11 protein-coding genes are annotated in these 13,582 nt (G+C 73.5%); 8 read left to right on the forward strand and 3 right to left on the reverse strand.

What is annotated here, in order from left to right; translation table 11 throughout:
• Genes ADY01_RS22895 through ADY01_RS22905 form a run of 3 tightly spaced genes read left to right on the forward strand, consistent with a single transcriptional unit; the run spans position 1 to position 4,223 of the window.
• Positions 1-2,235, forward strand: a complete 2,235-nt coding sequence (locus ADY01_RS22895) for a ComEC/Rec2 family competence protein (protein WP_053171114.1) — start codon at positions 1-3, stop codon at positions 2,233-2,235.
• A gap of 57 nt (positions 2,236-2,292) precedes the next feature.
• Positions 2,293-2,958 carry a helix-turn-helix domain-containing protein gene (locus ADY01_RS22900; protein ID WP_078900519.1) on the forward strand — a complete coding sequence of 222 codons (666 nt, stop codon included), beginning with the start codon at positions 2,293-2,295 and terminating at the stop codon, positions 2,956-2,958.
• Positions 2,955-4,223, forward strand: coding sequence for an MFS transporter (locus tag ADY01_RS22905; protein ID WP_049576925.1), 1,269 nt, complete (start codon positions 2,955-2,957; stop codon positions 4,221-4,223). The genes ADY01_RS22900 and ADY01_RS22905 overlap by 4 nt, the downstream gene beginning before the upstream one ends.
• 141 nt (positions 4,224-4,364) lie before the next feature.
• Here the strand turns inward: ADY01_RS22905 and ADY01_RS22910 are convergent, their stop codons facing one another.
• Positions 4,365-5,570 carry a serine hydrolase domain-containing protein gene (locus ADY01_RS22910; RefSeq protein ID WP_063784317.1) on the reverse strand — a complete coding sequence of 402 codons (1,206 nt, stop codon included), beginning with the start codon at positions 5,568-5,570 and terminating at the stop codon, positions 4,365-4,367.
• A gap of 88 nt (positions 5,571-5,658) precedes the next feature.
• On the opposite strand from ADY01_RS22910, the gene ADY01_RS22915 reads away from it, so the two are divergent.
• Positions 5,659-6,327, forward strand: coding sequence for a response regulator transcription factor (locus ADY01_RS22915; RefSeq protein WP_049576929.1), 669 nt, complete (start codon positions 5,659-5,661; stop codon positions 6,325-6,327).
• A complete protein-coding gene (locus tag ADY01_RS22920) occupies positions 6,312-7,574 on the forward strand; it encodes a sensor histidine kinase (RefSeq protein WP_199826284.1) in 1,263 nt (420 codons plus the stop codon). Before ADY01_RS22915 ends, ADY01_RS22920 begins: the two co-directional genes overlap by 16 nt.
• A gap of 13 nt (positions 7,575-7,587) precedes the next feature.
• Here ADY01_RS22920 and ADY01_RS22925 read toward each other — a convergent pair whose 3' ends face one another.
• Entirely contained in the window at positions 7,588-7,863 is a 276-nt protein-coding gene (locus tag ADY01_RS22925; protein ID WP_078900521.1) for a hypothetical protein, read from the reverse strand.
• Between the two features lie 45 nt (positions 7,864-7,908).
• On the opposite strand from ADY01_RS22925, the gene holA reads away from it, so the two are divergent.
• Positions 7,909-8,895 (forward strand): DNA polymerase III subunit delta, encoded by a 987-nt coding sequence (gene holA / locus ADY01_RS22930; RefSeq protein ID WP_049576932.1) that lies wholly within the window; start codon positions 7,909-7,911, stop codon positions 8,893-8,895.
• A 350-nt stretch (positions 8,896-9,245) separates the two neighbouring features.
• On the opposite strand, the gene rpsT is transcribed toward holA, so the two are convergent.
• On the reverse strand, positions 9,246-9,512 hold the full coding sequence (rpsT, locus tag ADY01_RS22935; RefSeq protein WP_049576934.1) for a 30S ribosomal protein S20: 267 nt from the start codon (positions 9,510-9,512) through the stop codon (positions 9,246-9,248).
• A 171-nt stretch (positions 9,513-9,683) separates the two neighbouring features.
• Between rpsT and lepA the strand changes: the two genes are divergently transcribed.
• Entirely contained in the window at positions 9,684-11,546 is a 1,863-nt protein-coding gene (lepA, locus tag ADY01_RS22940; RefSeq protein WP_049576937.1) for a translation elongation factor 4, read from the forward strand.
• Positions 11,547-11,641: 95 nt separating this feature from the next.
• Entirely contained in the window at positions 11,642-13,549 is a 1,908-nt protein-coding gene (locus tag ADY01_RS22945) for an AMP-dependent synthetase/ligase (RefSeq protein ID WP_234320362.1), read from the forward strand.
• Positions 13,550-13,582: the final 33 nt, after the last annotated feature.

Raw genomic sequence — 13,582 nt, forward strand, 5'->3', positions numbered from 1 at the left:
GTGCTGGTGGCCGCGGCGTTGGCGCTGCTGTGCGCGGCGGCCGGGGCGGCGGTGGCGGGGCTGCACCGGGCCGCGGTCACCGGTGGCCCGCTCCCCGAGCTGGCGGGGCGGCGGGTCACGGTGGAGGTGACGCTGACCGGCGATCCGCGCTCCGCGCGGCCCCGCCCTGGCGCGGGGGAGGGGGCGCCGCGGCCTGTGCTGGTGGCGGCCGAGGCGACGCGCGTCCGGGCGGGCGAGGGAGACGAGCGGTCCCTCTCCTCGCCGGTCCTGCTGGTCGCCGAGACCGAACGGGCCGGTGAGTGGCTGCGGTTGCTGCCCTCGACCCGGCTGGTGGTCGAGGCCGGGGTCGCGCCGCCGATGCCGGGGCGGGCCTGGGAGCTGACGGCGGTGCTGCGCGTGGCGGACGCGGGGGCGCCGGTGGTGACCGGGAAGCCGAGCGGGCGCCAGCGGTTCGCCGGGCGCCTGCGGGACGGGCTGCGGGAGGCCGCCTCGGTGCTGCCGGGCGATGCGGGGGCGCTCCTCCCGGCCCTGGTCATCGGCGACGACTCGGGCATCTCTCCGGAGCTGGACGAGGCGGTGCAGGCCACGGGTCTGACGCACCTGGTGGTGGTCAGCGGCAGCCAGGTGGCGATCGTCCTGGCGCTGCTGATCGGGAGTCCGGGGGCCGCGGCGCGCACCGAGCGCGGCGGGCTCGCCGCCCGGCTCGGCATACCGCTGCGCACGACCGCCGTGCTGGGCGGCGGGCTGCTGCTGGCCTTCGTGGTGGTCTGCCGCCCCGAGCCGAGCGTGCTGCGCGCTGCGGCGTGCGGCGGGATCGCGCTGCTGTCCCTCGCCACCGGGCTGCGCCGTTCGCTGCTGCCCGCGCTGGCGGCGGCCGTCCTGCTGCTGATCCTCTGGGAGCCCGCGCTGGCACGGTCGTTCGGCTTCCTGCTCTCGGTGCTGGCGACCGGCGCGCTGCTCACCGTGGCGCCGCGCTGGAGCGGGTCGCTGCGGGCGCGGGGCGTCCCGGGGCGGGTGGCCGAGGCGCTGGCGGCCGCCGCGGCGGCCCACGCGGTGTGCGCGCCGGTGATCGCCGTGTTCGCGGCGAGCACCAGCCTGGTGGCGATCCCGTGCAACGTGCTGGCGGCGCCCGCCGTCGCCCCGGCGGTGGTGCTGGGCTGGGGAGTCCTGGTCGCCGCTCCCCTGGCCCTGCCGGTGGCCGAGGCCCTTGCCCGGCTCGCCGGCTGGCCGGTGCGCTGGATCGCGGCCGTCGCCAGGACGGGCGCGGAGCTGCCGGGCGCCGAGCTGGCGTGGCCCGGCGGCTGGGCCGGTGCCGCGCTGTTGGCGGTGGCCATGCCCGCCGTCCTGGTCCTGACCGGTCGGCTGCCGCGTCGGCCGTGGCTGGCCGCGCTCTGCGTGCTGCTGGTGCTGGTCGCGGTGCTTCGGCCGCCGCCGCTGGTCAGGCTGCTGACGGGCTGGCCACCGCCGGGCTGGCGGCTGGTGGCCTGCGACGTCGGGCAGGGCGATGCGCTGGTGCTGGCGGCCGGGGCGGGCTCGGCGCTGGTGGTGGACGCGGGGCCCGAGCCCGCGGCCGTGGACCGCTGCCTGCGGGACCTGGGCGTGCGGCACGTTCCGCTGCTGGTGCTGACCCACTTCCACGCGGACCATGTCGGGGGGCTGCGGGGGGTGTTGAGGGGCCGGACGGTGGACGCCATCCAGACGTCGAGCGTGCGGGAGGCGCCCGAGCAGGCGGCGTTCGTCGACCGCGTGGCGAGGGAGGCCGGGGTCCGTGTGGGGACGGCCACGCCGGGGGAGCGGCGCCGGGTCGGCGAGGAGCTGAGCTGGCAGGTGCTCTGGCCGCCCGTGGACGCCGGGGCCGCCGGGTTCGGGGCGAACGACGCCAGCGTCACGCTGCTGGTGCGTGCCGGGCGGCTGACCCTCTTCCTCCCCGGCGACCTCGAACCCGAGGCCCAGCGGCGGCTGCTGGCGGAGCGTCCCGAGCTGTCCGAGGTGGACGTGGTGAAGGTGGCCCACCACGGCTCGGCTGCGCAGCACGCGCCGCTGCTCGACCGGCTGCGGCCCCGGCTGGCCCTGATCTCCTGCGGCGAGGAGAACCGCTATGGCCATCCCGCACCCGGCACGGTCGCCGAGCTGGAGGCGGTGGGAGCCGCGGTGCTGCGGACCGACACCCAGGGGGCGCTTGCCGTCACGGCGGCTCGCGACGGCCCGCGGGGGGTCACCCGGCACGGCTCATAGAGACTCCTTTCTAAAGGTATCTTGCTAAAGCATTCTTTCTAAAGGTAGCTTTACATCATGGCGGAGACCCCAGAACAACCACGACCACGACCGCGACCGCGGCCACGACCAGGATCGCGGCCCGATCCCGACGACCCGACCTCACATGTCCACCTGACCGATCCGCAGGCTCTGCGGGCCTTCACCCACCCCACCCGGATGCGGCTGGTCGGCCTGCTCCGCATGAGCGGGCCGCTGACGGCGACCCAGGCGGCCGAGCTCACCGGCCAGTCGGTGGCCAGCTGCTCCTACCACCTGCGGATGCTCGCCAAGTACGGGCTGGTGGATGAGGCCCGGGGCGGCACCGGCCGGGAGAAGCCCTGGCGCGCCACCGCCCGTTACACCTCCTGGCCCGACGACGCCGACGACCCGGCCGTCGCCGAGGCGTCCAAGGCGCTGAGCACCACCGTGGCCGAGCTGTGGTTCGAGCGGATCACCCGCGCCATCGAGACCCGCGACGCGCTGCCCGGGGAGTGGCGGGAGGCCGAGGAGTTCGGCGACGCGGTCGTCTGGCTCACCGCCGCCGAGCTGACCTCCCTGCGCGACCGGATCAGGGAGCTCGTCGAGGAGTTCGCTCCCCGCCTGACCGACCCGGCGCTGCGGCCCGAGGGCGCGGAACTGGTGGACTTCCTGCGCATCGCCTTCCGGCACCGCCAGGAGAGGCCGGGAGGAGGCCCGGGATGAACGGGCTCGCCGCACGCGTTCCGGAGCTGCTGCGCGACCGCGCGTTCCGCAGGTACTGGACCGGCCAGTCCGTCTCCCTGGTCGGCGACCAGATCTCCCTGATCGCCATCCCCCTGGCCGCGGTCCTCGTCCTGGACGCCGACGCCGCCCAGATGGGCCTGCTGAAGACCCTGGAGCTGCTGCCCGCCCTCCTCCTGTCGCTCCCCGCCGGGGCGTGGGCGGACCGCCGCTCCCGGCGGCGGCGCGTCATGGTCGCCACCGACCTCGGCCGCGCGCTGCTGATCGTCTCCATCCCCCTCGCCCACCTCCTGGGCCTGCTCACCCTCCCCCAGCTCTACTGCGTCGCCTTCGCCATCGGCGTCCTGACCGTGTTCTTCGACGTCTGCAACGCCACGCTGTTCGTCTCGCTCGTCCCCACCAGCCAGTTCGTGCAGGGGCAGTCCCTGCTCAACGGAAGCCGTGCCCTCGCCTACGTCGGCGGCCCCAGCGCCGGCGGCGTCATGGTCCACGTCCTCACCGCGCCGTTCGCGCTGGTGGCCACCGCACTGACCTACCTGCTCTCGGCGGGCTTCCTGTCCCGCGTCGCCCCGGCCGAGCCCCCGCCCGCTCCGGCCGCCAAGGGGTACTTCACCGAGGGGCTGCGCTGGGTCCTGAAGAACCCGTACATGCGGGCCATGTTCGCCGCCGCAGGCACCCTCCAGTTCTTCAACTTCATCTTCCACACCCTGTTCGTCCTCTACGTCACCACCGAACTCGGGGTCTCACCGGGCATGCTGGGCCTGGCACTCGGCGTCGGGGCGACGGGCGGACTGGTCGGCGTCGTCCTCACGGAACCCGTGGCGCGCAGGCTCGGCATCGGCAGGACCGCCGTGCTGGGGTTCGCCGGTTTCACGCTGCCCCTCATGCTGATCCCCCTCGCCGACGGCCCCATGCCGGTGGTGATCGGCATGCTCTGCCTCGCCGAATTCCTCTCCTGCGTCGGCGTCATGCTCGTCGACATCGTCGGCGGCTCGCTCCAGGCGGCCCTCATGCCCGACGCCATGCGGGCCCGCATCACCGGCGCCTACCGCATGCTCAACCACGGCTTCCGCCCGCTGGGCGCCCTCGCGGGCGGCGCGCTGGGCACCGCCATCGGCCTGCGGCCCAGCCTGTGGATAGGCACCATAGGCGGCGCGCTCTCCCTGCTGTGGCTCCTGCCCTCGCCCATACCCGCGCTGCGCGACCTGCCCGCGCCCGACCGCCACGACGTCGCCCCCGCGGCATGACCCCCGCAGCGTGACCCCGGCGGGGCGGCGGAGGACCTCGCGCCCCACGGCCGAGGGGAGCGCCCGCCCCGGCGCCCGGCGGCCCGGCGAGGCGGACGGGCCGGGTGCCGGGGCGGGCGGTCCTCGTGCCGGCGGTGAGCCTCAGGAGGTGAGGATCCGGCGGGCCATCTCCGCGATGGGCGTCGCCGCCCGCTCGCCGTAGTTGCTCAGCACCACCACGGCCCAGCCCGCGTCGGAGGGGAAGAACTGGAGGTTGGTCGACACCCCCGGCGAGCCGCCGCCGCGCTGGATCATCCAGCGGCCCCCGGTCAGGAAGCTGAGCGCGCCATACGCCTCGAACACCATCTCGCCCGGCTCCGGGGCGCTGGTCGTGGACTCCCCGCCGCCGGACTCACCCTCGGACCCCGCGTTGAACGGGCGCTTGGGGGAGAGCAGCAGGTCGGCGTGGGCCCGGCCCACCAGATCCCCGGCCAGCAGGGCCCTGGCGAAACGCGCCAGATCCCCGCAGGTCGAGAAGGCGCCGCCCGCCGGGGTGCCGATGAAGCCGTGCGCGTCGATGACCTCGACCAGTTCCCCGCCGTTCTGGAGCGCGTAGGGCCGTGCGATCTCCGGCGTCGCGTGCCACTGGGTCCGGGTGTGGAACGCGCTGGCGTCCATCCCGGCCGCGTCCAGGACGCGGTCCCGGATGTAGTCGTGGTAGGGCACCCCCGAGACCTCCTCCACCACGGCCCCGAGGACGTGGTAGGCGGAGTTGCTGTAGGACGCGCGCGTGCCCGGTTCGAAGTCCAGCGGCAACTCCCTGACGATCTGCGTGATCCCCCGCATCACCTCCTCGGCGCTGTCCCAGGCGGGGGACTGTTCCCGGTAGGCGGCGGTCCGGTGGAAGTCGCCCATCCCCGAGGTGTGGGTGAGCATCTGGTGGAGCGTGACCCTCTCCGCGATCTCGGGAGGGAAGCCGCCGATGCGGGCGCCCAGCGTGTCGCCGTAGCCCAGTGCGCCCTGCTCGGCGAGCTGAGCGATGGCGACCGACGTGAAGATCTTGTTGATCGAGCCGAGGATGAACGCGGTATCGGGTCCGTTCGGAATCGACTCCTCTCTGTTGGCCATCCCATGGGAGCGGGCCAGAACGGTCCGCCCCCGGTGGTCCACCAGCACACTTCCGGAGAACTCGTCCCGTTCCGCCAGTTCGGCGATGAGCCGGTCGAGAGCACCCCCCGGGCGCAGGTCGCGGGGAACGGAGCCGGTCCCCGACCCGGCGTGCGCGTTCCCCGCGACCGCCATCACACCACCGGCGGCCACGGGGGCCGCCCCTATCAGGCCGAGTACCGACCGTCGCGTCGTTGTCATGACAGCCACTTCTACGGCGCTCCCCCCGCTCGGCGGCCGATCGTCGTTCCATACACGGCCCATATCCCCCGGCTGGAATCCTGACCGGATGCGGGTACTGCTGGTCGAGGACGAGCAGCCCCTGGCCGGATACATCGCGGTCGGGCTGCGCAAGCACGGCTTCGCCGTCGACATCGCGCTCGACGGCGTGACCGCCCTCGACAAGTGCGCGGTCACGCCGTACGACGTGGTCGTCCTCGACCGGGGTCTGCCGAAGATGCACGGCGACACCGTCTGCCGGACGCTGGCCCAGCGCGGCACCTCGCGGATCCTGATGCTCACCGCCTCGGGCGCCGTCCAGGACCGCGTCGAGGGCCTGATCCTGGGCGCGGACGACTACTTGGGGAAGCCGTTCGCGTTCTCCGAGCTGGTCGCGCGCGTGCGGGCGCTGGTGCGACGCGCCTCCCGCGCGCGCCCTCCCGTGCTGCGCGCCGCCGGCGTCGTCCTGGACCCGGCGCGGCGCACCGCCGAGCGCGACGGCCGGCTGCTGCACCTGACGCCGAAGGAGTTCGGCGTGCTGGAGCAGTTGCTCGCCGCCGAGGGAGACGTGGTCAGCGCCGAGACGTTGCTGGACAAGGTGTGGGACGAGCACGCCGACCCGTTCACCAACGCCATCCGCATCACGGTCGGCACGCTGCGCCGCAAGCTCGGCGACCCGCCGCTCATCGCCACCGTGACCGGCGCCGGCTACCGGATCCGGCCGTGCGCCGCCGACTGACCCTCCCCCGCCCGCCGCTCCGGCCGCTCCGGCTCACCGCCCGCAGCAGGCTCGCGCTCCTCTACACCGCCCTCGTGCTGGCCGCGGGCGTGGTGATGACCGCGCTGACCTACCTCCTGATGCGGCGCGACCTCAAGACCCGCTGGCTCCTGGACCGCAGGCCGCCCTCCGCCGCCGAGGAGGCGCCCGGCCCCGCCGACGCCACCGGGCCACCCGCCCCGCCCGCACTTCCCGACCTCGCCGAGGCGGCGCGCGGGGACACGTTGTCCGCGCTGCTGACGCAGGCCGCGATCGCGCTCACGGTGGTGACGGTGCTGGCCGCCCTGCTCGGCTGGCTGGTGGCCGGGCGGGTGCTGCGGCCGATCCGGGCGATCTCCGCCACCGCCCAGCGCCTCTCCGCGGAGGACCTGTCGGAGCGCGTGCCGGTCACCGCGCCCGCGGACGAGCTCTCCGGCCTGGCCGACACGGTCAACGGGATGCTCGACCGCATCCAGCACGGCATCGCGGAACGCGACCAGGCGCTGGAGAGCCAGCGGCTGTTCACGGCCAACGCCGCCCACGAGCTGCGCACCCCGCTGACCACCATGCGCACCGCCATCGACGTCACCCTCGACGGAAAGCCGAGCACGGAGGAACTGCGCACCATGGCCGGTGACATCAGGGCCGCGGTCGAGCAGAGCCGCCGCACGCTCGACGGGCTCCTGGCCCTGGCCCGCAGCCAGGCCGCCCCCGGCGGGCGGCTCCCCGCGGACCTCGCCGGCGCCGCCGCCGTCGCCCTCGACGCCGCCGCTCCGGAGGCCGCGGCCCGGAACGTCGAGCTGTTCACCGACCTGTCGCCCGCGCCGGTCGCCGGGGAGCCGGTCCTGCTGGAGCGCATGGCGGGGAACCTGGTGGACAACGCCCTGCGGTACAACCGCTCGGGGGGCCGGGTCGCCGTCACCACCGGCGGGGTGGACGGGCTGGCGTTCCTGCGCGTCGCCAACACGGGGCGGCACGTCTCCCCGGACGCGGCGGCCGGGCTGCTGGAGCCGTTCGTGCGCGGCGAGCACGACGGCGCGCGGGGGGACGGCGGCGCGGGGCTCGGCCTGTCCATCGTCCGCGCCGTCGTCACGGCCCACCGCGGCGAGATCACCACCGTCGCGCGCCCGGAGGGGGGCCTCGACATCACGGTCCGCATCCCGGCCCGCGGCACACCCGTGCCCCGCGCCCCGGCGGGGGCCAAGCGCCGGGCGGCGCGGGCGGGTTAGGGAACGACGCACCCTAGCCGCGTTCGAGCCAGCCGTCGTGCCGCTCGGCCAGCGCCGCCAGGGCCCCGGCGTCCAGGGAGGCCGCGGCGTCCTGGGCCCCTTCCTCCCCCGCGGGCAGGGCGTCCAGGACCACGAGCCACTGGGCGTCCTCGGCGTCGTCCTCCCCGGCCAGGGCCTCCCTGACCGGCCGCGGCTCCTCGTCGAGTCCGAGCCGTTCGGCGAGCTCGGCCGCCACCTCCTCCGCGGCGTCGCGGTCGGGCAGCACCAGCACGTGTCGCTCAGGGGTCACCCGGCCATTCTGCCCACTGTCACAGGCGCGTGGGATGCTGGGCCCATGGCTGCCAGAACGACCGGGTCCGACGACGCGCTCGCCGCGGTCACCCTCGCCGTGGGACAGGAGGAACTGCTGCTCGACCGGGCCGTCGCGCAGGTGGTCGCCGCCGCCCGCGCCGCCGACGCGGACACCGACGTCCGCGACCTCGGCCCCGGCGATCTCCAGCCAGGGACGCTCGCCGAGCTCACCAGCCCCTCCCTGTTCGCCGAGCGCAAGGTGGTCGTCGTCCGGCAGTCCCAGGACCTCGCCGCGGACACGGTGAAGGACGTCAAGGCGTATCTGGCCTCCCCCGCCGAGGAGATCACGCTGGTGCTGCTGCACGCGGGCGGCCCCAAGGGCAAGGGGCTGCTCGACGCCGCCCGCAAGACAGGGGCCCGCGAGGTCGCCTGCCCGAAGATGACCAAGCCCGCCGACCGGCTGGCCTTCGTCCGCGCCGAGTTCCGCGTGGCCGGGCGCAGCGCCACACCCGGCGCCTGCCAGGCCCTGGTCGACGCCATCGGCAGCGATCTGCGCGAGCTCGCCTCCGCCTGCTCCCAGTTGGCCTCGGACGTGCCGGGCACGATCGACGAGGAAGTGGTCGCGCGGTACTACACCGGCCGGGCCGAGGCGTCGAGCTTCACCGTCGCCGACCGGGCCGTGGAGGGCCGGACTGCCGACGCCCTGGAGGCGCTGCGCTGGGCGCTGGCCACCGGCGTCGCCCCCGTCCTGGTCACCAGCGCCCTCGCCCAGGGCGTGCGCGCCATCGGGAAGCTGGCCTCGGCGCCCGGCGGCATGCGCCCCGCCGACCTGGCGCGGGAGCTGGGCATGCCGCCGTGGAAGATCGACCGGGTGCGGCAGCAGATGCGCGGCTGGTCGGCGAACGGGGTCTCCCGGGCGATCCGGGCCGTCGCCGACGCCGACGCCGCGGTCAAGGGCGGGGGCGACGACCCGGCGTACGCGCTGGAGAAGGCGGTGGTCGCCATCGCGTCCTCCGCGCGTTCCCGCTGAGCGCCCCTTTCGCCCCGTGTGCGTCCGCGCGCCCAGGCGCGCTCCCGCACGCCCCCCCGCCCCGGACCGGCGGGACGGCACGACCACGGCACGACCGCGGAATGACCACGGCGCGACCACGGCGCGACCGCGGAACGACGAAGGCCCCGGCCGCCAGGAGGCGGCCAGGGGCCATCACGTCAGTGGTCGCGCGGAGGGGCACCGCACCCGCGTGGCGAACGTTGGGATCAGCGCGGTGCCTCGATCGTGCGCACCGGCCGGGCGGAGAGAGGGGCCGCGGACCGGACCGGTGTCGCGCCGGGCCGTGACGGCCCACGGGCTCGCGGAGGAGCCCGGCGCTTTCAGCTCGTTCAGCTCTGGAGCGCGTTGACCTGGGCGGCGAGCGCGGACTTCTTGTTGGCCGCGTTGTTCTTGTGGAGCACGCCCTTGCTCACGGCCTTGTCGAGCTTGCGGGCGGCCTCGCGACGGGCGGTCTCGGCGGCCTCGTACTCGCCGGCGGCCACGGCCTCGCGGGCCTTCCTGACGGCCGTCTTGACCTCGGACTTGACCGCCTGGTTCCGCAGGCGGGCCTTCTCGTTCGTCTTGATCCGCTTGATCTGGGACTTGATGTTCGCCACGAATGAGCCTTCTGGGGAGCTGAGGGAAAAGAAAAGGAGTGCGCCCTGAACGGACACAGTGGGCCAGCGTACCAGCGGCCCTCGCCCCGTTCCCAATCGGAAGCCGCCCCGTCCGCATGGGACCATGGAAGGGACCAAACGCCCCTCAGCCATGACCCGACAGGACCCCGCGTGCCCGCGATCACCTCGAACGCGCCGGACCCGAGCCGCACCGACCCGGCTCTCCTCCGCAACTTCTGCATCATCGCGCACATCGACCACGGCAAGTCGACCCTCGCCGACCGGATGCTCCAGCTCACCGGTGTCGTCGACCTGCGCCAGATGCGTGCCCAGTACCTCGACAGGATGGACATCGAGCGCGAGCGCGGCATCACGATCAAGTCCCAGGCGGTCAGGATGCCCTGGGCGTCGGAGGACGCCACCCCTCATGTGCTGAACATGATCGACACCCCGGGGCACGTCGACTTCACCTACGAGGTCTCCCGCTCCCTCGCCGCCTGCGAGGGCTGCGTCCTGCTGGTCGACGCCGCGCAGGGCATCGAGGCGCAGACCCTCGCCAACCTCTACCTGGCGATGGAGAACGACCTCACGATCATCCCCGTGCTCAACAAGATCGACCTGCCCGCCGCCCAGCCCGACAAGTTCGCCGCCGAGCTCGCCCACCTCATCGGCTGCGACCCCGGCGACGTGCTGCGCGTCTCCGCCAAGACCGGCGAGGGCGTCGCCGAGCTGCTGGACGAGGTGGTCCGCCAGGTCCCGCCGCCGGTCGGCGTCGCCGACGCCCCCGCCCGCGCGATGATCTTCGACTCGGTCTACGACGCCTACCGCGGCGTCGTCACCTATGTGAAGGTCGTCGACGGCCGCCTCGGCCGCCGCGAGCGCATCGCGATGATGTCCACCGGCGCCACCCACGAGCTGCTGGAGATCGGCGTCAACTCCCCGGAGATGACCGCCGCCGACGGCCTCGCGGTCGGCGAGGTCGGATACCTGATCACCGGCGTCAAGGACGTCAGGCAGTCCAAGGTCGGCGACACGGTCACCTTCCAGCGCGGCGGAGCCACCAAGGCCCTGGGCGGGTACAAGGACCCCAAGCCGATGGTGTTCTCCGGCATCTACCCGATCGACGGCTCCGACTACCCGGCCCTGCGCGACGCCCTGGAGAAGCTCCAGCTCAACGACGCGGCCCTCGTCTACGAGCCGGAGACCTCGGCGGCGCTGGGCTTCGGGTTCCGCGTCGGCTTCCTCGGCCTGCTGCACCTGGAGGTCATCAGGGAGCGCCTGGAGCGCGAGTTCGGCCTCGACCTCATCGCCACCGCCCCGAACGTGGTCTACCAGGTCACCATGGAGGACGGCACCGAGTACACGGTCACCAACCCCAGCGAGTTCCCCACGGGCAAGGTGGCGGACGTGCGCGAGCCGGTGGTGCGGGCGACGCTGATCTCGCCCAGCGAGTACATCGGCGCGATCATGGAGCTCTGCCAGACGCGGCGCGGCGTGATGCAGGGCATGGACTACCTCTCCGAGGAGCGCGTCGAGCTGCGCTACACGCTGCCGATGGCCGAGATCGTCTTCGACTTCTTCGACGCGCTGAAGTCCAAGACCCGCGGCTACGCCTCGCTCGACTACGAGCCGACGAGCGAGCAGGCCGCCGCCCTGGTCAAGGTCGACATCCTGCTGCACGGCGACAAGGTGGACGCGTTCTCCGCGATCGTGCACAAGGACAAGGCGTACGCCTACGGCGTCAGGATGGCCGCGAAGCTCCGGGAGCTCATCCCCCGGCAGCAGTTCGAGGTCCCGATCCAGGCCGCCATCGGCTCCCGCGTGATCGCCAGGGAGACGGTCAGGGCCATGCGCAAGGACGTCCTGTCCAAGTGCTACGGCGGTGACATCTCCCGGAAGCGGAAGCTGCTGGAGAAGCAGAAGGAGGGGAAGAAGCGGATGAAGATGGTGGGGCGCGTCGAGGTCCCCCAGGAGGCGTTCATCGCCGCCCTCTCCTCCGACTCCGACGGCGGCGAGGCGAAGAACAAGAAATAGGCCCCTTACGCACGGGAGCCCTGGCCCTTAGTCTGATCGCCACCATGGGTTACTCGTCAGTCAGGTCCGTTCCAGCGCGGCCTTCGGAGGAAGTCGTGACCGACAAGAATCAGTCGACAACGCCGTCGGCACCGTCGTCGGCCATCTCGGTCGACGACCGCCCGCCTTCCGTCGCGCACCTGCTGCGGGACCGGGTCGCGGCCACCCCCGACGCGGAGGCGTTCCGCTACCCGGCCGCCGCGGCGGGAGGGGGTCCCGACGAGTGGCGCACGTACACCTGGGCCGAGGCGGTGCAACGCGTCGACGCCATCGCCGCCGGGCTGATGGACCTGGGGGTGCGGCCGGAGGAGCGCGTCGCGATCGCGTCCACGACGCGCGTCGACTGGATCCTCGCGGACCTCGGCATCATGTGCGCGGGCGCCGCCACCACCACGGTGTACCCGCAGACGAACGCGGAGGAGACCGCGTTCATCCTCTCCGACTCCGGCAGCCGGGTGCTGGTCGCCGAGGACGCCGCCCAGCTCGCCAAGGTCAGGGGGCGCCGCGAGGAACTGCCCGATCTGGCGCACGTGGTGGTGATCGACGCGACGGGCGTGGAGCCGGCCGAGGGCGACCCTGAGGGATGGGTGCTGTCGCTGGCCGAGCTGGCCGAGCGCGGCTCCAGGTACCTGGAGCAGAAGCCCGACGCGGTGGCCGACACCGTCGCCGCCCTCCGCGGCGACCAACTGGCCACCCTCATCTACACCTCCGGCACCACGGGCCGCCCCAAGGGCGTGCGGCTCAGCCAGGACACCTGGTCGTACATGGGCGTGGCCATAGAGGCGGTCCGCGTGGTGCGGCCGGACGACGAGCAGTACCTGTGGCTGCCGCTCGCCCACGTCTTCGGCAAGGTGCTCATAGCGGGACACATCCGCGTCGGCCATGTGATGGCCGTCGACGGCCGGATCGACAAGATCGTCGAGAACCTGCCGGTGGTGCGGCCCACCTATATGTGCGGCGTCCCGCGCATCTACGAACGCGTCTACAACGGCGTCGCCGCCAAGGCCAAGGCGGGCGGCCCGGCCAAGTTCAAGATCTTCAACTGGAGCGCCGACGTGGCGCGCGAGTACGCCCGGGTCTCGCAGGAGAGCTTCCGGCGCACCGGCAAGGCGTCCGTGCCGACGGGCCTGGCCGTGAAGCACGCGGTGGCCGACCGGCTGGTGTTCAAGAAGCTGCGGGCGGCGTTCGGCGGCCGGATGCGCGGGTGCGTGTCGGGGTCCGCGGCGCTGACGCCGGAGATCGGCTACTTCTTCTGCGGCGCGGGGATCCCGATCCTGGAGGGGTACGGCCTGACCGAGTCCGCGGCGGCCAGCTTCGTCAACCCGGCGGAGGCGCTGCGCACCGGCACGGTCGGCAAGGCCCTCCCGGGCAACGAGGTGCGGGTGGCCGAGGACGGCGAGATCCTGCTGCGCGGGCCCGGGATCATGCAGGGCTACCACGGGCTGCCGGAGCAGACCGAGCAGGTGCTCGAACCGGACGGCTGGTTCCACACGGGCGACATCGGTGAGCTGTCGGACGACGGCTACCTGCGGATCACGGACCGCAAGAAGGACCTGTTCAAGACGTCGGGCGGCAAGTATGTGGCGCCGACGGAGATCGAGGGCCGCTTCAAGGCCGTGTGCCCCTACGTGTCGACGATGGTCGTCATCGGCGCGGGCCGGAAGTACTGCGCGGCACTGATCGCGCTGGACGAGGTGGCGCTGCTTGGCTGGGCCAAGGAGGAGGGCCTGACCGGCGACTACGCCGAGATCGTGGCGCACGAGCGGACGCGGAAGCTGATCGAGGAGTATGTGCAGACGCTCAACGCGGGGCTCCAGCGCTGGCAGACGCTCAAGAAGTTCGAGCTGCTGCCGAGGGAGCTGGACGTCGAGCACGGCGACCTGACCCCGAGCCTGAAGCTGAAGCGGCCGGTGGTGGAGCGCGAGTTCGCGCCGCTGATCGAGCGGATGTATCCGGAGCCGTAGGTTCCCCCGTGGCCCACGCCGAACCCGCGAAAC

Origin of the sequence: Streptomyces sp. SBT349, assembly GCF_001083795.1 — a bacterium.
Lineage (GTDB): Bacteria > Actinomycetota > Actinomycetes > Streptomycetales > Streptomycetaceae > Streptomyces.

Coding starts and splice junctions, on each gene's coding strand:
- holA (WP_049576932.1), top strand. CDS start 7,909: ATGGCTGCCAGAACGACCGGGTCCGACGACGCGCTCGCCGCGGTCACC.
- ADY01_RS22905 (WP_049576925.1), top strand. CDS start 2,955: ATGAACGGGCTCGCCGCACGCGTTCCGGAGCTGCTGCGCGACCGCGCG.
- ADY01_RS22900 (WP_078900519.1), top strand. CDS start 2,293: ATGGCGGAGACCCCAGAACAACCACGACCACGACCGCGACCGCGGCCA.
- ADY01_RS22915 (WP_049576929.1), top strand. CDS start 5,659: ATGCGGGTACTGCTGGTCGAGGACGAGCAGCCCCTGGCCGGATACATC.
- ADY01_RS22910 (WP_063784317.1), bottom strand. CDS start 5,570: ATGACAACGACGCGACGGTCGGTACTCGGCCTGATAGGGGCGGCCCCC.